Origin of the sequence: Limimaricola litoreus, from assembly GCF_024159025.1 — a bacterium.
Lineage (GTDB): Bacteria > Pseudomonadota > Alphaproteobacteria > Rhodobacterales > Rhodobacteraceae > Limimaricola > Limimaricola litoreus.
Genome location: NZ_JAMYXC010000280.1, coordinates 1 through 19,048, shown reverse-complemented (window position 1 = coordinate 19,048; position 19,048 = coordinate 1). Strand labels below are relative to the sequence as shown.

Below are 19,048 nucleotides of genomic sequence, written 5' to 3'. Positions count from 1 at the left end.
AAACGCGATGCCCGCGGCGCGCCGCGCGGCCCAGCCGGGCAAGGCGGCGCGAAACGCGCGCGCGCCCTCGTAGAGCTGCAACTGCCCGTCGCGGCGCAGCATATGCGTCAGACCCTCACGCGCGAGATGCGGCTCCAGCGCCTCTTGCGACAGCCGCATCAGCGCGGTCTGCGCGCTGGTCGAGGCCGCCACCTGCGAAGGCCGCGAGGCGCGCCAGAACCGCCACATCCAAGGCGCGATGCGCCACGCGTAGCGCGGCGGCACGCTGAGCGGCCCGAGCGGATCGAGCAGCCATTTCGGGGCCTGACGGAGGATCCGTGGCGAGGCCAGCGGCAGGATGTCGGTGAAGGCGAAGGCGCCCGCGTTGCCCGCACTCGCCCCCGCGGCCGGCCCCTCGCGGTCGAGAACCCGCACCTTCAGCCCGCGCGCCTGCGCGGCCAGCGCGATCGATAACCCGACCACGCCCGCGCCAACGACGATCACCTCGCGCGACATCGGCGCGCCCCCGGCCCCCTTGGTCGCGGATCCCGCCCGCTCAGCCCGCGTCGGTCCCAAGGCTCTCGCTCCATGCCGCGTACCATTTGCGAAACAAGTCGAACTGCGCGTCGGCATAGCCACGCTGGCTGTCGCTCAGCGCGTCCGTCTCGTTGAAATGCAGCGCGTAGGCCGGATCGCCCGCACGCGTCATCAGGTGCTTGTAATAGAGTACCAGATCCGGCCCCTCGTCGAAGGACGACAGCACCGCGAGCGCGGCCTCCAGCTCTTCGGCCCGGCGCCGGGCCACGACATCGCCCTGCGCCGCGGCCTGCGACAGCGCCACCAGATGCAGCACCTCGCGCGGCAGCACGTTGCCGATGCCGGTGATCGCCCCCGCCGCGCCGCAGTTGACGAAGCCATGCACCACCGCCGTGTCGACGCCGACCATCAGCGTCACGCTCTCGTCGCCGCCGGTAATGGTCTCGGCGGCATAGCGCAGGTCCGCCTTGCCGCCGAACTCCTTGAACCCGACAAGATGCGGATGCTTCGCACGCAGCGCGAAGAACAGCTCGGCCCGCGTTGCAAAGCCGTAATGCGGACTGTTGTAGATCACCGAAGCCAGGCCCGGCGCGGCGGCGAGCACCGCTTCGAAATGCGCCTTCTGCGCCGCGATGGAGCCGCCGCGCGACAGTACCCGCGGGATCACCATCAGCCCTTCGGCCCCGGACCGCGCGGCATGAGTGGCGTGGGCCACGGCGCTTGCGGTGTTGACGGCGCCGGTGCCGACGATCACCGGCACCCCGGCCGCGATCAGCCGCTCCACGCCCTCCATCCGCTGCGCATCGCTCAAAAGCGGCCAGTCCCCCATCGAGCCGCAATAGACCACCGCGCGCATCCCCAGATCGACCAGCTCGCGCCCCTTGCGCGTCAAGGCTTCGAAATCGGGCTGCCGATCCGGCGTGCAGGGTGTCATCAGCGCCGGGATGCAGCCCGAAAAGATGGCTTGGGTCATGCGGTTCTCTCCCTTGATATGCGATGGTGGCCCGGCCTCACGATACGGTGCGGGCCGCGCATGTCGACAGAAATGACGCTCCGGGCAAACCCGCCGCTCAGGGCGCAGGTCGCGCGCCTCCACTTGCCTTGCCCCGGCCACCCGAGGCGGCGAGCCGGTCCTCGACCAAAAGCGCGGCAAGCGCGGGCAGCCCGATCTCGCGCTCGGCCAGTGCCACGCGGGCCGGCGTGAAATGCGCCGGCGCGTCTAGCATGTTGACCGTCGCCACCAGCTCTCCGGCGCAGAGGATCGGCAGGTTCATCACCGAGCCGCAGCCGAGTCGCCCGATCAGCGCGGCGTCGGGAAACACCCGGTCGATCTCTTCTAGCCGGTTCGCCACGAAACTCTCGTGCCGCCCATGCACGATCTCGAACCAGTCGTTCATCTCGATCGGCTTGGTGCCCGAGGCGGGGTAATCGACCGGGTGGCTGGTATAGGCGCGCCGCGCCAGCATCGCGCCCATGTCGACCGTCATCACCGTGAACAGCCGCGCGCCGATCAGTCTTTGGGTCAGCGCCTGCAGCGCGGCGTAAGCTTCGCCGGGGGCGCGTGCCGCTGTCAGCGCGGCGCGAAAGCGCGCCTGCGCTTCGGGGTTCGTCGTCATGTCGCGTCCTTCAGTCATGCGCGGTGCCACCCGAGGCGGCATAGAGCGCGCGGGAATAGGGATCGGCAAAGCTACCGTCGTGCAGCGCCGTGGCGGGGGCGATCTCGACCACGCGGCCGCGGTTCATCACCGCCATCCGGTCGCACATGAAGCCCACCACCGGCAGGTTGTGCGTCACCATCAGATAGGTCAGCCCCTGCTCGGCCCGCAGCCGCTTCAACAGGTTCAGGATCTCGGCCTGCACGCTGACGTCGAGCGCCGAGGTCGGCTCGTCGAGCAGCATCACCTTGGGCTCCAGCATCAGCGCGCGAGCGATCGCCACGCGCTGTCGCTGCCCGCCGGACAGCTGGTGCGGGTAGCGAAACCGGAACCGCCGGTCGAGCCCGACGGCGCGCAGCATCTCCTCGACCCGGGCGTCGCGGCTGCCGAGCCCATGCACCTGCAAGGGCTCGCTCAGCACCGTGTCGACGGTCTTGCGCGGGTGCAGCGAGCCGTAGGGGTCCTGGAACACCATCTGGCAGCGCCGGGCAAACCCCCGGCCGGGCCGGTGACCGCGCGGCTGGCCCAGCACCGAGATCTCCCCGGTCCAGCCCGGCGCCAGCCCGGCGATGGCCTTGAGCACCGTGGATTTGCCCGATCCGCTCTCGCCTACCAGCGCGAAGCTCTCGCCCTCGGCCACGTCGAAGCTGACGCCCTCGACCACCTTGGCGCTGCCATAGGAGATATCGAGCCCTTGCAGGGATATAGCACTCATGTCCCGCTCCAGTCGCTGCGATCGAGGACCGGCAGGGTTCCGCGTGTCTCGTGCATCCGGGGCACGGCGGCCAGAAGGCCCCGGGTATAGGGGTGCTGCGCGCGATGCAGATCGGCGGCGGCGCAGCTTTCCACCACCCTTCCCGCATTCATCACCATGATCCGGTCGCAGTAGCGCGACACGAGGTTCAGATCGTGGCTGATCAGGATCAGCCCCATGCCATGGTCGCGCACCAGCTCGTCGATCAGGTCGAGCACCTGCGCCTGCACCGAGACGTCGAGCGCAGAGGTCGGCTCGTCGGCGATGAGCAGGCTGGGGCGCGGGATCAGCATCATCGCGATCATCACCCGCTGCCCCATGCCGCCCGAAATCTCGTGCGGGTACATCTTCGCTACGCGCTCGGGCTCGTTGATGCGCACCGCGTCGAGCATTTCCAGAACGCGCGCCCGGGTGGCGCGACGGCCCGGCCGCTCATGCGCCTGCAACGCCTCGGCGATCTGGCGGCCCACGGTCATCACCGGGTTCAGCGAGAACTTCGGATCCTGCATGATCATGGAGATCCGCGCGCCGCGCAGATCGTGCATCCGCCGCTCGGAGAGCGACTGGATCTCGATGCCCTCGAACTCCATCCGTTTCGCCGTCACCTGCCCCGGCGCGCGCACCAGTCGCAGGATCGCGCGGCCGGTCATCGACTTGCCCGAGCCGCTTTCGCCCACAATGCCCAAGCGCTCGCGCCCCAGATCGAAGCTCAGCCCGCGCACCACCTCGACCCGGCCCGCGGGCGTCGGAAAGCTGACCCGCAGATCCTCGACGCTCAGCAGCGGCGCGCTCATGACTTGCCCCCCTGCTTGGGGTCGAGCACGTCGCGCAGACCGTCGCCGAGGAAGCAAAAGCCCAAGCTGACGAGGATGATCGCAAAGCCCGGCATGGTGGCGACCCACCACTGATCGAGGATGAACACCCGGCCCCGGCTGATCATCGCGCCCCATTCGGGCAGCGGCGGCTGCGCGCCCAAGCCCAGAAACCCGAGACCCGCGGCGGTGAGGATGATCCCCGCCATGTCGAGCGTCACACGCACGATCATCGACGAGGTGCAAAGCGGCAGCACGTGGCGCAGAATGATCCGCCCGTGCGAGGCCCCCAAGAGCCGGGTCGCGCCGATGAAATCGGACTGGCAGAAGGTCAGCGTCTCGGCCCGGGCGATGCGGGCATAGGCGGGCCATGCGGTGATCGCGATGGCGATGATCGCGTTTTCGATGCCGGGCCCCAAGGCCGCGACGAAGGCCAGCGCGAGGATGAGCTTGGGCATCGACAGGAACACGTCCGTCACCCCCATCAGCACCTTGTCCACCCAGCCGCCGAAATAGCCCGAGACCGCGCCGATGATCAGCCCCAAGGGCGCCGAGATCACCGCCACCAGCGCCACGATCATCAGCGTGATCCGCGCGCCGTAAATCACCCGGCTCAGGATGTCGCGGCCCAGCTCGTCGGTGCCCATCCAGTGCTGCGCCGAGGGCGGCAGCAGCCGGGCCGAAAGGTCTTGGCCCACCGCGCTGTAGGGCGCGATCCACGGCGCGAGTGCGGCGGTCAGCACCAGCAGCAGAATGATCGCGCCGCCGACCACGGCGAGCGGGTTGCGCAGAAGCAGGCCCCCGGCGCGGTAGAAGCGCCCGGCATTGGCCTGCAGCCGCGAGGCGGGCGCGTCGTCGAGATACCAGTCGCGGCGCAACATCTGCATCAGCGGCTCCTCGGGTCGAGGACGCGGTAGAGCACGTCCGAGATGCGATTGATGAAGATGAACACCGCGCCGATCACCAGCGTCGCGCCGAGCACCGCGTTCATGTCGGCGTTCAAGAGCGCCACGGTCAGGTAGTTGCCGATGCCGGGCCAAGAGAACACCGTCTCGATCATCACCGAACCTTCGAGCAGCCCCGCATAGCTCAGCCCGATCACCGTGATCAGCGGCACCCGGATCGGCCCGAAGGCGTGGATCCAGATCACCCGCCATTCGGACAGCCCCTTGACCCGCGCCGTGGTGACGTATTCCTGGCTCAGCTGGTCGAGCATGAAGGACCGGGTCATCCGCGCGATATAGGCGAGGGAGAAGAACCCGAGGATCGTCGCCGGCAACGCGATGTGGCTCAGCGCATTGGCGAAGATGCCGGTGTCGCCCGCGATCAGGCTGTCGACCAGCAAGAGCCCCGTCACCGGCGGCACGATCCCGTCGTAGAAGATATCGATCCGCCCCGGCCCCGCGACCCAGCCCAGCCCGGCATAAAAGACCGCGAGCCCGACGAGCCCGAGCCAGAAGGCCGGGACCGAATAGCCCAAGAGCGCCAGCACCCGGATCACCTGATCGATCCACGTGCCCTGCCGCGCCGCCGCCCAGACCCCCATCGGCACGCCCACTGCCACGCCGATCGCGATGCCGATGGTCGCCATCTCCAGCGTCGCGGGAAAGACCCGGGCCAGATCGTCGACCACGGCGCGGTTGGTCGAGACCGAGCGCCCCAGATCGCCCTGCATCACCTGCCAGACGTAATCGGCGAACTGCACGATCAGCGCACGGTCGAGCCCCATCGCCTGCCGCGCCGCCTCGTATTGCTCTTGGGTCGCGCGGTCGCCGACCACCGCCAGAACCGGGTCGATCGGCACCACGCGGCCGATGAAGAAGGTGATCGCCAAGAGCCCCAGAAAGGTCAGCGCGGTAAGCACGACAAAGCCCGCGAGCGGGCCCGCGGCACGGCTGGCGCGGCGCAGCGCCACGGCCGGCATGGTGGAGGATCGGGGCAGGGCTGGCACGGCGTCTCCTCGTTGCACGCGGGCTGGGACAGCCGCGCGGCCATGGGCCTTTCCCCCGCGCAAGGCGGGGCGCGTTTTCTTCAGACGGCCCAAAAATTTCTCTTGGTTCAAGCAAAAAGTTTTGCTTACATCAAAATAATTTTTGTGACGCCCGATCCGTCGCGGCCCTGAAAGGACCCCGATCCGCATGCCCCGAGTTGCCCTCCAGCCCTCTCAGGACGCCCCGCTCGGACCGCTGATCCGCAAGCGTCGCAAGCAGCTGGGGCTCACGCTCAAGCAGCTGGGCGAACGCGCGGGGGTGTCGGTCGGCTATCTGAGCCAGGTCGAGCGCGACAACGCGGCGCCGTCTCTAGGCACGCTGGCGCAGATCGCCGAGGCCGTGGATGTCGGGCTCGACTACTTCATCTCCACCCCCCGCCCGGCCGACGCGCTGACGCGAAGCGGCGCGCGGCCGCGCTTCTCGCTCGCCGACTCCGAGCTGGTCTACGAGCAGATCAGCCACGAATTTCCGGGCTCGGAGCTGTCCTCCTACATGCTGCACGTGCCGCCGGGCCACGCCTCCGAGCTGGTCCACCACGAGGGCGAGGAGATCATCGTCATCCTCGAGGGCGAGATCGAGCAGGTCCTGGGCGAGGAGACCTTCCACATGCGCGCGGGCGACAGCCTGCATTACTCGGGCGCGACGCCGCATGCCTGGCGCAACACGACCGACCGGCCCGCCCGCATCCTGTGGACCGGCACGCTCGGCGTGCTGCACCGCGCTGGCGCGCGCCGCACCGACGCGCCGCCCCGGCTGATGAAATGACGAAGACGACAACCAACGGGAGAGAGACATGAAGACCCTGAAATCCGCGCTGCTCGCCTCGGCGCTGGCGCTGCCGCTGGCCGGCCCCGCCCTCGCCGAGACGCCCGCGGGCCTGCTCGTCGTGGCGCAGAACATCGACGACATCGTCGCCATCGACCCGGCGCAGGCCTACGAGTTCACCTCGGGCGAGCTGGTCACCAACCTCTACGACCGCCTCGTGCAATACGACGCCGAAGATCCGACCGTGCTCGCCCCCGGTCTGGCGACGGAGTGGGAAACCGACGCCGAGGCCAAGACCATCACCTTCACCCTGCGCGAGGACGCGGTGTTCCATTCGGGCAACTTGGTGCGGGCAGAGGACGTGACCGGCTCGCTCGCCCGCGTCATCAAGCTCGACAAGACCCCGGCCTTCATCCTCGCCCAGCTCGGCTGGACGCCCGAGACCGTGGACGAGATGGTCACCAGTGAAGGCAACACCGTCACGATCCGCTACGAGGGCGAGTTCTCGCCCGCCTTCGTGCTGAACGTTCTGGCCGCGCGCCCCGCCTCGATCGTCGACATGGCGACGGTGATGGAGCACGAGACCGACGGCGACATGGGCAATGCCTGGCTCAACGAGAACGCAGCAGGCTCCGGCCCCTTCTCGCTGCAGATGTACCGCCCCGCCGAGCTGGTGCGGCTCAAGGCCAATCCCGACTACTTCAAGGGCGCGCCCAAGATCGACGGGCTGATCCTGCAGCACGTGGCAGAGGCCGCGACGCAGCAGCTTCTGCTCGAGCAGGGCGATGTCGACATGGCGCGCAATCTGACGCCGGACCAGATCGCCTCGCTCTCGTCGGACGAGATCAAGGTCGAGACCTTCCCGCAGGCCGCCGTGCATTTCCTGTCGTTCAACCAAAAGACCGAGAGCCTGACGCCGCCCGCCGTCTGGGAGGCGGCGCGCTATCTCGTCGATTACACCGGCATGACCGACAGCATCGTCGACGGCCAGATGGAGATCCATCAGGCCTTCTGGCCCAAGGGCTTCCCCGGCTCCTACGACGAGACGCCCTACAGCTACGACCCCGAAAAGGCCAAGCAGATCCTCGACGAGGCCGGGATCGAGACGCCGATCACCGTCTCGCTCGACGTGATTAACGCGGCCCCATTCACCGACATGGCGCAGTCGCTGCAGGCGAGCTTTGCCGATGCGGGCATCAACTTCGAGATCCTGCCCGGCACCGGCAGCCAGGTGATCACCAAGTACCGCGAGCGCAGCCACGAGGCGATGCTGCTCTACTGGGGCCCCGACTTCATGGACCCGCATTCCAACGCCAAGGCCTTTGCCTACAACTCGGACAACTCCGACGACGCTTATGCGGCGACCACCACATGGCGCAACGCCTGGGCGGTACCCGAGGAAATGAACGAGATGACCCGCGCGGCGCTGACCGAGAGCGACCCTGAAAAGCGGCTCGAGATGTATCGCGAGCTGCAAAAGAGGACGCAGGAGGAAAGCCCCATCGTCGTGATGTTCCAAGCCTCCTATCAGGTGGCGATGGACGATGACGTCTCGGGCTACGTCAACGGCGCAACCTCGGACTTCGTGTTCTACCGGCTGGTCGAAAAGAACTGATCGAGCCTCCCCTCCCGGCCGCCCGCGTTGCGTGGGCGGTCGGACCTACCACAAGGACATCCTCCATGACCTCCCCCCATGCCGACCGCCTCGCGCGGCTGCGGGCGCTGATGCGCGACACCGGCACCGACCTCGTCGCCATCGGCCCGTCGAGCCACATGATGTGGCTGTCGGGCCTCGACCCATATGGCGACGAGCGCCCGGTGATGCTGCTGGTCGGCCCCGACCATGCCGGCTTCCTGATGCCCGCGCTCAACGCCGCTGCCGCCCGGAAGACGACGGACCTGCCGCTGCATTGCTGGTCCGACGACGAGGGCCCCGAGGCCGCGCTCGCGGCGCTTCTGACCGAATGCGGCGCCACCACGCCCGGCCTGTCGGTCGTGCTCGACGAGACCATGCGCGCCGATTTCGCGCTGCGGCTGCTGGGGGCGCTCGATGCGCCGCGCCACCGCTTCAGCGCCGACACGCTGGGTCGGTTGCGCGCTGCCAAGGACGCCGCCGAATACGAGGCGCTCAAGGCCAGCGCCGCGCTCAACGACGCCGCCGTTTCGGCCGCCTTCGACGCGCTGCGCGACGGCATGACCGAGCGCGAGCTGCAGGATATCATCCACGCCTATTACAAAGCGCATGGCGCGCGGGCCGAATTCACCATCATCGGGTTTGGCGAAAACGGCGCGTTCCCGCATCACCACACCGGCGACACAAAGCTTGCCCCCGGCATGGCGGTGCTGATCGACAGTGGCTGCCGCCACATGGGCTACCCGTCCGACATGACCCGCTGCGGCTGGTTCGGCGGCACGCCGGACCCCGAGTTCCTGAAGGTCGCCGCAGTGGTCGAACGCGCGGTGCAGGCCGCGCTCGCCATCGCACGCCCCGGCGTGCACGCCGCCGAGATCGACCGCGCCGCGCGCGGCGTGATCGAAGAGGCGGGTTACGGCGACCGTTTCCTGCACCGCACCGGCCACGGGCTCGGCCTCGACATTCACGAGCCGCCCTACATCTCCGCGACCAGCGACGCGGTGCTCGAAGAGGGCTGCGTGTTCTCGATCGAGCCGGGGATCTACCTCGAAAGTCGCTTCGGCGTCCGGCTCGAGGACATCGTGATCCTGCGCGAGGATAGCGCGGAGATCCTGTCGGACCTGTCGCGCGATCTGCAGATCACCTGACCCCCTCGAACGGGACGGCGCGCGCCGTCCCGTCCACGGCACCCTCAACTGCACAGGATCGTCGGCAGCCGCAACCCGTGTTCGCGGGCGCATCCGGCGGCGTCGGCAGAACCCGCATCGGCATGGCGCCAGACGCCCGAGACCGGGTCGCCCTGCAACAATCATCCCAACCGCTTCGCCGCGCCTTCGCTCCCGTCAGCGACGATCACTATGCTTGCGTGCTGCGAAAACTTCCGCGGCACCCGCCGTTGTGGTGCAGCAGTTCTTATAGCGCTTCGCTCGCGGGATTAATGAGCGTCTTAGCCCATCCGCTCGGACGCGAAGGCGCCGGGCGAGGCGGGAAACACCACCGTCTTGCCGCCGTTGAGGAACACCCGGCGGTCGGCATGGGCGTGAACCGCGCGCGACAGCACCTGCGCCTCGACGTCCCGTCCGAGCGCCACCAGGTCGCCCGCGCTCTGCGCATGCGTCACCCGCACCGTGTCCTGCTCGATGATCGGTCCCTCGTCGAGATCGGCGGTCACGTAATGCGCGGTCGCCCCGATCAGCTTCACGCCGCGGGCATGGGCCTGGCTGTAGGGCACCGCGCCCTTGAACGACGGCAGGAAGGAGTGGTGGATGTTGATGATCCGCCCGGCCATCTTCGCGCAGAGCCCGTCCGAGAGCACCTGCATGTAGCGCGCCAGCACGACGAGGTCGGCGCCTGCGTCCTCGACCACGCCCATGATCCGTGCTTCGGCCTCGGGCTTGTTCTCGGGCGTCACCGCGATGTGGTGGAACGGCAGGCCATGCCCCTCGACCGTCGCGGCATAGGCCTCGTGGTTCGAGATCACGCCGGCGATCTCCACCGGCAGAGCGCCGATGCGCCAGCGATAGAGCAGGTCATTCAGGCAATGACCGAACTTCGACACCATGACGATCATCCGCATCCTGGCGGGGGCCTCATGCGCCTCGAGCGCCAGCCCGGTCGCGGCCGAGATCCGCGCCAGTTCGCTCTCGACGTCGCGGCGCGTCGATCCGGTTTCGGGGCGGATCACCATTCGCAGGAAGAAGCGCCCGGTCGCCTCGTCGTTGAACTGCGCGCTGTCGAGAATGTTGCAGCCCAGCTCCGACAGGCCGCCCGAGATGGCGGCGACGAGGCCGCGCCGGGTCGGGCCGGTTCCGGTAACGATCAGGTGGCTCATGGTCTCAGCACTCCGGGAGATTGACGGCGATGCCGCCGGTGGATGTTTCCTTGTACTTCGTGTTCATGTCGCGCCCGGTCTCCAGCATCACCTTGATGCAGTTGTCGAGCGGCATGAAATGCGTGCCATCCCCGCGCAGCGCCAATGCCGCCGCCGAGACCGCCTTGATCGCGCCAAGCGCGTTGCGCTCGATGCAGGGCACCTGCACCAGCCCGCCCGCCGGGTCGCAGGTCATGCCGAGGTGATGTTCGAGCGCGATCTCGGCGGCGTTCTCGATCTGCGCATTGCTCCCGCCCATCGCCGCGCAGAACCCCGCCGCCGCCATCGCCGCCGCCGATCCGACCTCGCCCTGGCAGCCCACTTCCGCGCCCGAGATCGAGGCGTTGGTCTTGATGATCCCGCCGATCGCCGCCGCGGTCAGCAGGAAATCGCGGCGGCGGGCCTCCGTGACCCCGTCGCAATGGTCGAGCCAGTAGCGCAGCACCGCCGGCACCGTGCCCGCCGCCCCGTTGGTCGGCGCGGTGACGATGCGGCCTCCGGCGGCGTTCTCCTCGTTCACCGCCATGGCATAGACGCTCATCCATTCGTTGGCGACATGCGGCGCGGGGCGGTTGCTCTGCCGCTCGGCGAGAAGCGCCGCATGCATCGCGCGCGCCCGCCGCTTCACCTTCAGCCCGCCGGGCAGGATGCCATCAAGCGACAGCCCCCGGTCGATGCAGGCGTTCATCGTCTCCGACAGCGCGTCGAGCTTGGCGTCGAGATCGCGGACCCCGCGCGCCGCCTCGTTGGCGCGCGTCATCGCGGCGATGGAGAGCCCTGTCGCCTCTCCCATCTCCAGCATCTCGCGCGCCGAGCGGAACGGGTACGGCAGGCTTGACGGCGCGCCGCCCGCCTCGGGCGCCTCGCGCGCGGCCAGAAGCTCGGCCTCGCTCTGCACGAAACCGCCCCCGACCGAGTAATAGGTCGTGGTCAGGAACGGGTTGCCGCCCCGGTCGAAGGCGCGAAAGATCATGCCGTTGGCGTGCAGCGGCAGCGCCGGGCCGTAATCGAATAGCAGGTCCGCCTCCGGATCGAAACCCAGCGGCGGCAGCCCGTCGAGGCGCAGCTCCCGGCTGTCGCGCAGCCCCTCGATCATCGCCTCCGCGGCTTCGGGGTCGAGCGTCTCGGGCTTCTGGCCCAGAAGCCCCAGCACCACCGCGCGGTCGCTTGCGTGCCCCTTGCCGGTGAAGGCGAGGCTACCGTGCAGCGAGACCCGCACCGAGGCCACCTCGCCCGCGCCGGGAATGCGCTCGGCCCCGCCGCGCAGATCGTCGAGAAACCGCGCCGCGGCGACCATCGGCCCCATCGTGTGCGACGAGGAGGGGCCGATGCCGTGCTTGAATATTTCGAAGACCGGGACCGACATCGGGTCAGCCGTAGACCGGGAAGGCGTCGCAGAGCGCCTCGACCTCCGCGCGCACCTCGGCCTCGACCTCCGGGTCGCCCTCCGGCGCCTTCGACAATGCGGTGACAACCTTCAGCACCAGCGCGCCGATGCGACGGAACTCGTCCTCGCCGAAGCCGCGCGTGGTCCCCGCCGAGCTACCCAACCGGATCCCGGAAGTGACGAAGGGCTTTTCCGGGTCGAAGGGAATCGCGTTCTTGTTGCAGGTCAGCCCCGCGCGTTCGAGCGCGATCTCCGCCGCCTTGCCGGTGACCCCCATGGGGCGCAGGTCCACCAGCACCATGTGGCAGTCGGTGCCGCCCGACACGATGCCCAGCCCCCCCGCCTTCAGCGTCTCCGACAGGGCGCGGGCATTGGCGATGACGCGGCCCGCGTAATCCTTGAACTCGGGGCACAGCGCCTCGCCGAAGGCCACCGCCTTGGCGGCGATCACATGCATCAACGGCCCGCCTTGGTTGCCGGGAAATACCGCCGAGTTGAACTTCTTGGCCAAGGCCTCGTCATTGGTCAGGATCACGCCGCCGCGCGGGCCGCGCAGCGTCTTGTGGGTCGTCGAGGTCACCACATGCGCATGCGGCAGCGGATCGGGATAGAGCCCCGCCGCGATCAGCCCGGCATAATGCGCCATATCGACCATCAGATACGCCCCGACCTCGTCGGCGATGGCGCGGAAAGCGGCAAAATCGATCTCGCGCGGATAGGCCGAGGCCCCGGCGACGATGAGCTTGGGCCGCTCGGCCAGCGCTTTGTCGCGGACCTTCTCCATGTCTATGAGATGGCTGTCCTGCTCGACCTCGTAGGAGACCACATCGAACCACTTGCCTGACATGGTGACAGGCGAGCCATGGGTGAGGTGCCCGCCATGGGCTAGCGACAGCCCCATGATCTTGTCGCCGGGGCTCAGAAGCGCGAGGAACACCGCCTGGTTGGCCTGCGCGCCCGAATGCGGCTGCACGTTGACATGCGCAGCATTGAAGAGCTGCTTCAGCCGCTCGCGGGCAATCTCTTCGACCGTGTCGGCATGTTCGCAGCCGCCGTAGTAGCGCCGGCCCGGATAGCCTTCGGCGTATTTGTTGGTGAAGACCGAGCCCTGCGCACGCAGCACGTCGCGGCTGACGATGTTCTCGGAGGCGATGAGCTCGATCTGCCGCTGCTGGCGGGTCAGCTCCTGCGCGATGGCATCGGCCACGGCGCTGTCGGAAATCCGGTCGGTGATGGAAGCGTCAAGCATGGGTCTCTCCCTTGGCTGCGAACATGACCTCTCCGGCGGCCGCCCGAAGGCGGCCGGCAGAGATCGAGAAGTTGGAATGCTGGGCCCTTGCGGCTCAGAACCCGGCGGAAAGCTCCGCCTGCCCGGCGTCCAGCAGCGCCCGAACGTGCGGCGCGAAGCTGCGCCAGACGTCGAGGCGGAAGGCGTCCTCGCCGTCGCGCCACAGCACCACCTGCGCGGTGTCGAACACCGTGCGCACCGCCCGCCCCGTGGCGAGCCGGTCGAGGTCGCGCGGGCAGGCGATGGTGAGCAGCTCCCGCGCCGCCGGCCCGGTGATCGCATAGCTGATCTCGCGGTCGGAAATTTCGACGAGGCTGTGCGGCGCCTCCGCATAGGCCCCCGCCCCGGCGGCGGCGATGGCCTCCGCCTCGGCCTCGGGCGCGTGGATCAGCCATTCGTCCGGGCCGAGGCAGAGGGCCGCGCGCGCCTTTGCCCGCGCCACATCGCCCACCCGCTGCGGCAGATCAAAGCCGAGCGCCTGCCCCACCGCCGCGCGATGCGCCTCGCGCAGCCTGAGCGAAAAGCGCGCCACGGGGGCCATGTCCTCGACGCGCACCGGCGCGGTGCCGCCTTCGATCACCGTGAAATCATGCGTCTGCGTGGTCATCCTCGCGCCCTCCTTCAAAGCTTCAGCCGGTCGCCGTCGGGGTCGTAGAAGGCGGTCGAGGTCACCTTTGCCCGCACCACGCCATCGGGCATCGGCACATGCACGGTTTCGCCCATGCGCTCGGTCCCGCCCTCGACCAGCGCCATGGCGATGGAGCGGCCCAGCGTGGCGCTGTGGTACGACGAGGTGACGTGGCCCACCATCTTCATCGGCAGGGGCTGCTCGGGGTCGAGCACGATCTGCGCGCCCTCCTCCAGCTTCACCGCCCCGTCCTCGGTCATCAGCCCGACCAGCTGCTTGCGCCCCTCGGCCACGAGATCGGGCCGCGCCAGGCCGCGCTTGCCGACGAAATCGGGCTTCTTCTTGCCGATCGCCCAGCCGAGCCCCGCATCCTGCGGCGTCACCGTGCCGTCGGTGTCCTGGCCGACGATGATGAAGCCCTTTTCGGCGCGCAGCACATGCATGGTCTCGGTGCCATAAGGTGTGATGCCATGCGGCTTGCCCGCCTCCATCAGCGCCTCCCACAAGGCCCGCCCATGCCGCGCCGGCACGTTGATCTCGAAGCCCAGCTCACCGGTGAAGCTCAGCCGGAACAGCCGAGCTTTGAACCCCGCGACGGTGCATTCGGCCACCGACATATGCGGGAAGGCCTCGGCCGAGATATCCTGCCCCTCGACGAGGGGGGCCAGAACCTCCCTCGCGCGGGGCCCGTTGAGCGCCACGGTCGCCCATTGCTCGGTGGTCGAGGTCAGCCAGACGTCGAGATCGGGCCATTCGGTCTGCAGGTAATCCTCCATCATGTTCAGCACCCGCGCCGCACCCCCCGTTGTGGTGGTGACGTGGAACAGATCGTCGGAAAGCCGCCCGATCACCCCGTCGTCGCGGATGTAGCCGTCCTCGCCCAAGAGCACGCCGTAGCGGCAGCGCCCCGGCGCGAGCTTGGTCCAGGGATTGGTGTACATGCGGTTCATGAACTCGACCGCATCCGGCCCCATGACTTCGATCTTGCCCAGCGTCGAGGCGTCGAAGATGCCGACGCTGGCCCGCATCGCGCGGCATTCGCGCGCCACCGCCTCTTCCATGTCCTCGCCGCCGATCGGGAAGTACCACGCCCGCCGCCACAGCGAGACCGGCTCGTAGACCGCGCCGTTCTCCTCGGCCCAGCCGTCGATCGGCGTGGCCCTCGTCACCTCGAAGGTGGCACCACGGTGGTATCCGGCAAAGGCGCCGAAGGTGGTCGGCGTATAGGGCGGGCGGAAGGTCGTCAGACCGACCTGCGGCGGCGGCTTGCCCACCGCGTCGGCGGCGATCATCAGCCCGTTCATATTCGACATCTTGCCCTGGTCGGTCGCCATGCCGTTGGTGGTGTAGCGCTTGACGTGCTCGATCGAGCGCATCCCCTCGCGCACCGCAAGGCGCAGGTCCTTGGCCGTCACGTCGTTCTGGTAGTCGACGAAGGCGCGCACCCGGTGCGACTTGCGGTCGGTGGGCAGCTCCTTGTGGCTCTCGCCCGTGCCGGGCCGGTCATGGGCCACGTCGGGGGTGATGGCCTCGGCCTCGCGCCCCAGCGCGGTGGCCGCATCCGCCCCGGCTTTCGCGCCGTCGGCCAGCGCCTCGGCGTAGCCCCAGACCCCGCGCCCCGCGCCCGCGATGTGGCACTCCTCGGTCATCCGTCCGGGCAGGAAGGTCTCGCTTTCGGCGTCCCACTGAAGGCTGCCCTTGGTGTGCGAGAAGAGGTGCAGCGAGGGCGTCCAGCCGCCCGACATCAGCAGGCAGTCGCAATGCAGCAGCCGCGCCGCACCGACCGTGCCGCCGCGCACCGGGTTCACCGTGACCGAGGCGACGCGCAGCCGCCCCTTCGTGCCGGTGACCGTGTGCCCCGCGAGCACCTCGATCCCACGCGCCCGCGCCTCCGAGACCAGCGCCTCGGGCGGGGTCGCCCGCGTGTCGACGATGGCGACCACCTTGCTGCCCGCCTCGGCCAGGTCGAAAGCGGCGTACCAGGCGCTGTCATGCGAGGTGACGATGACCGCCCGCTCGCCCACGCGCACGCCCCAGCGGTGCAGGTAGCTCTGCGCCGCGCCCGCCAGCATCACGCCGGGCCGGTCGTTGCCGTGAAACACCAGCGGCTTTTCCAAAGCGCCCTGCGCCAGCACCACCCGCGTCGCCCGCACCCGCCACATCCGCTCGCGTGGCGCGCCCTCGGGGATCTCGTCGAGATGATCGGTGAGTTTCTCGCACAGCCCGATCATGTTCTGGTGGTAATAGCCGATGGCCGTGGTGCGGGTCATCAGCCGCACGCCAAGGGCGTTCAGCTCGGCGAGCGCGCCCGAGAGCCAGTCCCAAGCGGGCCGCCCCTCGATCTCGATGCCCGGATCGGAGAGCAGCGCCCCGCCCATCTCCGGGTTCTCGTCCACCAGCGTCACCCGCACGCCCGCCCGCGCCGCCGCCAGCGCGGCCATGAGCCCCGAGGGCCCGGCGCCCACGACCAGCAGATCGCTGTGCAGGTAGCGCGAGGCGTAGCTATCGGGATCGACCTTCGAGGGCGCGCGCCCCAGGCCGGCGGCATGGCGGATCACCGGCTCGTAGAGCTTGTCCCAGAAGCTGCGCGGCCACATGAAGGTCTTGTAGTAGAACCCCGCCGGAAACAGCGGGTGCAGCGCGTCGTTCACGGCGCCCAGGTCGAAGGAGAGGCTGCCGAGCCGGTTCTGGCTCTCGGCCACCAGCCCCTGTCGCAGCTCCTGCACCGTGGCCCGCGTGTTGGGCTCGAACCGGCCTTCTTTCTCACCAGCCCCGCGCGAGGTGCCGATCAGCGCGTTGGGCTCGGCGGAATCCGCCGTGACCGGCCCGCGCGGGCGGTGATACTTGAACGACCGGCCCATCAGGTGGACGCCATGCGCCAGCAGCGCCGAGGCCACCGTGTCGCCGCGCAGCCCTTCGTAGCGCTTGCCGTCGAAGCTGAAGCTCACCGTCTCGGCGTGATCGACCCGGCCCTTGCCGGGAATGCGGAACTGGCTCACTGCGCCTCCTCCAGCTTCGAGATGTCCGGGCGCGGTTCGCCCGCCTTGTAGGTCATGAGAAACCGGTCGCTCACCGTGTCGCGCACCGCGTTGAAGAAGCGCGCGCAGCCATGCACATGCCGCCAGCGCTCGAAATGCGGGCCCTTTGGGTTGGCGCGGATGAACAGGAAATCGCGCCATTCCTCGTCAGAGAGCGCCGAGGGATCGGCGGGGCGGTCGACATGCGCCTCGCCCGCATAGGCGAATTCAAGTTCGGGCAGGGTTTCGTCGCAATAGGGGCAATGGATCAGCAGCATGACGCTCTCCTCAATGCGCGACGGCGGCGGCCGCCGCCTCGTCGATCAGCCGCCCCGTGCGGAAGCGGTCCAGCGTGAAGGCGGCGTTGAGCCTGTGCGGCTCGCCCGTGGCGACCGTATGCGCCAGCACATGCGCCGCCCCCGGCGTCGCCTTGAAGCCGCCCGTGCCCCAGCCGCAATTGACGAAGAGGTTCTTCACCGGCGTCTTGCCGATGATCGCCGAGCGATCCGGCGTCACATCCACCGTGCCGCCCCATTTCCTGAGCATCCGCATCCGATTGAAGATCGGAAAGACCTCGCAGATCGCCGCCACCGTATGCTCGATCAGCGGCAGCCCGCCGCGCTGCGAATAGGAGGTGTATTGATCCGTGCCCGAGCCGATCACCAGCTCGCCCTTGTCGGACTGGCTGATATAGGCATGCACCGTGTTCGACATCACCACGCAGGGAAACACCGGCTTCACCGGCTCGGAGACCAGCGCCTGCAGCGGGAAGCTCTCCAGCGGCATCCGCACGTCGGCGCTCTGCATCACGACGCTCGTATGCCCCGCCGCCGACACGGCGACCTTCTTGGCGCCGATGAAGCCCTTGGCCGTGTCCACCCCGGTCACCGCCCCGTCCGGCCCGCGCCGGATCGCGATCACCGGGCAGTTCTGGATGATGTCGACGCCCCGCGCCGCCGCCGCCCGCGCATAGCCCCAGGCCACCGCATCGTGCCGCGCCGTGCCCGCCCGCATCTGCAAGGCGGCCCCCATCACCGGGTAGCGCGCATCTGGGGAAATGTTCAGCGGCGGGCAGAAATCCTTCGCCTCCTGCGGCGAAAGCCAGCGGTTGTCGACGCCGTTGAGCCGGTTGGAATGCACGTGCCGCTGGAAGCTCTGCACGTCATGCACATTATGCGCCAGCATCATCACCCCGCGGCGCGAGAACATGACGTTGTAGTTCAGATCCTGTGACAGCCCGTCCCACAGATCGAGCGCGTGGTCGTAGAGCTTCGCGCTCTCGTCATAGAGGTAGTTCGAGCGGATGATGGTGGTGTTGCGCCCGGTGTTGCCGCCCCCGAGCCAGCCGCGGTCGATCACCGCGACATTGGTGATGCCGTGCTCCTTGGCAAGGTAGTAGGCCGCGCCCAGACCGTGAGCACCGGCGCCGACGATGATGACGTCGTACTCCTTTTTGGGCTCGGCATCGGGCCATTGCGCGCGCCAGCCGGAATGCCCGGTGAGCGCGTTCTTCACGACGGCAAAAGCGGAATAGCGGGGCATGGCGCGGTCCTCGGAGCGGGAACTTGTCTGTTCCTCTCCTGCCACGAATCCTGAATGTTGGGCTGGATGGATGCGCCAGATCGGCGTTATGATTGCGACATGAGCATCGCTTTGGGCACGGCCTCTCCTCGACCGCGCCTGCGTGTCGGCTTCCTGCTGGCGCGGCGTTTCACGCTCTCGGCCTTCGCCAATTTCGTCGACGTGCTGCGCCTTGCCGCCGACGAGGGCGACCGCTCACGCCCGATCCTGTGCAGCTGGCGCGTCATTTCCGAGGATCCGGCCCCGGTCCGGTCAAGCTGCGGCGTCACCGTGGGGCCCGAGGAAAAGCTCGGCGATCCGTCCCGCTTCGACTACATCGTGGTGATCGGTGGGCTGATCGACGAGGGCGGGCTGCCGCCCGGCGAGATCGCCTTTCTGCGCCGCGCCGCGGCGCGCAAGGTGCCGCTGATCGGCGTCTGCACCGGCGCTTTCATCCTGCACCGCGCCGGGCTGATGCAGGGCTACCGCTGCTGCGTCAGCTGGTTCCACCACGACGATTTCCTCGAGCAATTCGACGGGCTGGTTCCGGTCTCGGACCGGGTCTTCGTCGAGGATCGGGACCGGCTCACCTGCTCGGGCGGGGCCAGCTCGGCCCATCTCGCGGCCCATCTCGTGGATCGGCACATCGGCCGGGCGGCGGCGCGCAAGAG

18 protein-coding genes and 1 pseudogene are annotated in these 19,048 nt (G+C 68.7%); 4 read left to right on the top strand and 15 right to left on the bottom strand.

The genetic code is table 11. The features are described 5' to 3' along the window. The 7 genes from NHG85_RS17470 to NHG85_RS17440 all read right to left on the bottom strand — a co-directional run. On the bottom strand, positions 1-495 hold a 495-nt coding region (locus NHG85_RS17470; RefSeq protein WP_253334834.1), incomplete at its 3' end, for an FAD-dependent oxidoreductase. 40 nt (positions 496-535) lie between these two features. Beyond that, on the bottom strand, positions 536-1,489 hold the full coding sequence (locus tag NHG85_RS17465; RefSeq protein WP_253334830.1) for a dihydrodipicolinate synthase family protein: 954 nt from the start codon (positions 1,487-1,489) through the stop codon (positions 536-538). Between the two features lie 97 nt (positions 1,490-1,586). Beyond that, the gene (locus NHG85_RS17460) at positions 1,587-2,132 is read right to left on the bottom strand and encodes a GAF domain-containing protein (RefSeq protein ID WP_253334828.1); all 546 of its coding nucleotides are present in this window, start codon (positions 2,130-2,132) and stop codon (positions 1,587-1,589) included. A gap of 10 nt (positions 2,133-2,142) precedes the next feature. Beyond that, positions 2,143-2,886 carry an ABC transporter ATP-binding protein gene (locus NHG85_RS17455; protein WP_253334826.1) on the bottom strand — a complete coding sequence of 248 codons (744 nt, stop codon included), beginning with the start codon at positions 2,884-2,886 and terminating at the stop codon, positions 2,143-2,145. Next, complete coding sequence (locus tag NHG85_RS17450; RefSeq protein WP_253334824.1) at positions 2,883-3,719, bottom strand: ABC transporter ATP-binding protein; 837 nt, start codon at positions 3,717-3,719, stop codon at positions 2,883-2,885. Before NHG85_RS17450 ends, NHG85_RS17455 begins: the two co-directional genes overlap by 4 nt. Further along, positions 3,716-4,618, bottom strand: coding sequence for an ABC transporter permease (locus NHG85_RS17445; protein WP_253334833.1), 903 nt, complete (start codon positions 4,616-4,618; stop codon positions 3,716-3,718). The genes NHG85_RS17450 and NHG85_RS17445 overlap by 4 nt, the downstream gene beginning before the upstream one ends. A gap of 5 nt (positions 4,619-4,623) precedes the next feature. Further along, positions 4,624-5,661, bottom strand: coding sequence for an ABC transporter permease (locus NHG85_RS17440; RefSeq protein WP_253334832.1), 1,038 nt, complete (start codon positions 5,659-5,661; stop codon positions 4,624-4,626). A 214-nt stretch (positions 5,662-5,875) separates the two neighbouring features. Here NHG85_RS17440 and NHG85_RS17435 point away from each other — a divergent pair, with 214 nt between their 5' ends. The 3 genes from NHG85_RS17435 (at position 5,876) to NHG85_RS17425 (ending at position 9,274) form a co-directional block, all read left to right on the top strand. After that, positions 5,876-6,493, top strand: coding sequence for a helix-turn-helix domain-containing protein (locus tag NHG85_RS17435; protein WP_253334822.1), 618 nt, complete (start codon positions 5,876-5,878; stop codon positions 6,491-6,493). Positions 6,494-6,521: 28 nt separating this feature from the next. Further along, positions 6,522-8,108 carry an ABC transporter substrate-binding protein gene (locus NHG85_RS17430; protein WP_253334821.1) on the top strand — a complete coding sequence of 529 codons (1,587 nt, stop codon included), beginning with the start codon at positions 6,522-6,524 and terminating at the stop codon, positions 8,106-8,108. A 65-nt stretch (positions 8,109-8,173) separates the two neighbouring features. Then, the gene (locus tag NHG85_RS17425) at positions 8,174-9,274 is read left to right on the top strand and encodes a M24 family metallopeptidase (protein WP_253334819.1); all 1,101 of its coding nucleotides are present in this window, start codon (positions 8,174-8,176) and stop codon (positions 9,272-9,274) included. A 44-nt stretch (positions 9,275-9,318) separates the two neighbouring features. Here the strand turns inward: NHG85_RS17425 and NHG85_RS19905 are convergent. The 8 genes and pseudogenes from NHG85_RS19905 to NHG85_RS17390 all read right to left on the bottom strand — a co-directional run. Continuing rightward, positions 9,319-9,533 (bottom strand): annotated as a pseudogene (locus NHG85_RS19905) (urocanase-related protein); the annotation flags it as partial. 40 nt (positions 9,534-9,573) lie between these two features. Further along, positions 9,574-10,458: a formyltetrahydrofolate deformylase gene (gene purU, locus NHG85_RS17420; protein ID WP_253334817.1), complete on the bottom strand. Its 885-nt coding sequence runs from the start codon at positions 10,456-10,458 to the stop codon at positions 9,574-9,576. A 4-nt stretch (positions 10,459-10,462) separates the two neighbouring features. Beyond that, positions 10,463-11,863: an L-serine ammonia-lyase gene (locus tag NHG85_RS17415; protein ID WP_253334814.1), complete on the bottom strand. Its 1,401-nt coding sequence runs from the start codon at positions 11,861-11,863 to the stop codon at positions 10,463-10,465. A 4-nt stretch (positions 11,864-11,867) separates the two neighbouring features. Then, complete coding sequence (gene glyA, locus NHG85_RS17410; protein WP_253334811.1) at positions 11,868-13,133, bottom strand: serine hydroxymethyltransferase; 1,266 nt, start codon at positions 13,131-13,133, stop codon at positions 11,868-11,870. A 94-nt stretch (positions 13,134-13,227) separates the two neighbouring features. Further along, positions 13,228-13,779 (bottom strand): sarcosine oxidase subunit gamma, encoded by a 552-nt coding sequence (locus NHG85_RS17405; RefSeq protein ID WP_253334809.1) that lies wholly within the window; start codon positions 13,777-13,779, stop codon positions 13,228-13,230. A 14-nt stretch (positions 13,780-13,793) separates the two neighbouring features. Continuing rightward, a complete protein-coding gene (locus NHG85_RS17400) occupies positions 13,794-16,799 on the bottom strand; it encodes a sarcosine oxidase subunit alpha (RefSeq protein ID WP_253334808.1) in 3,006 nt (1,001 codons plus the stop codon). Then, a complete protein-coding gene (locus tag NHG85_RS17395; protein ID WP_253334806.1) occupies positions 16,796-17,095 on the bottom strand; it encodes a sarcosine oxidase subunit delta in 300 nt (99 codons plus the stop codon). Before NHG85_RS17395 ends, NHG85_RS17400 begins: the two co-directional genes overlap by 4 nt. 10 nt (positions 17,096-17,105) lie before the next feature. Next, positions 17,106-18,359 carry a sarcosine oxidase subunit beta family protein gene (locus NHG85_RS17390; RefSeq protein WP_253334804.1) on the bottom strand — a complete coding sequence of 418 codons (1,254 nt, stop codon included), beginning with the start codon at positions 18,357-18,359 and terminating at the stop codon, positions 17,106-17,108. A gap of 99 nt (positions 18,360-18,458) precedes the next feature. On the opposite strand from NHG85_RS17390, the gene NHG85_RS17385 reads away from it, so the two are divergent. Continuing rightward, the coding region (locus tag NHG85_RS17385; RefSeq protein WP_253334802.1) for an AraC family transcriptional regulator at positions 18,459-19,048 on the top strand (590 nt) is incomplete at its 3' end.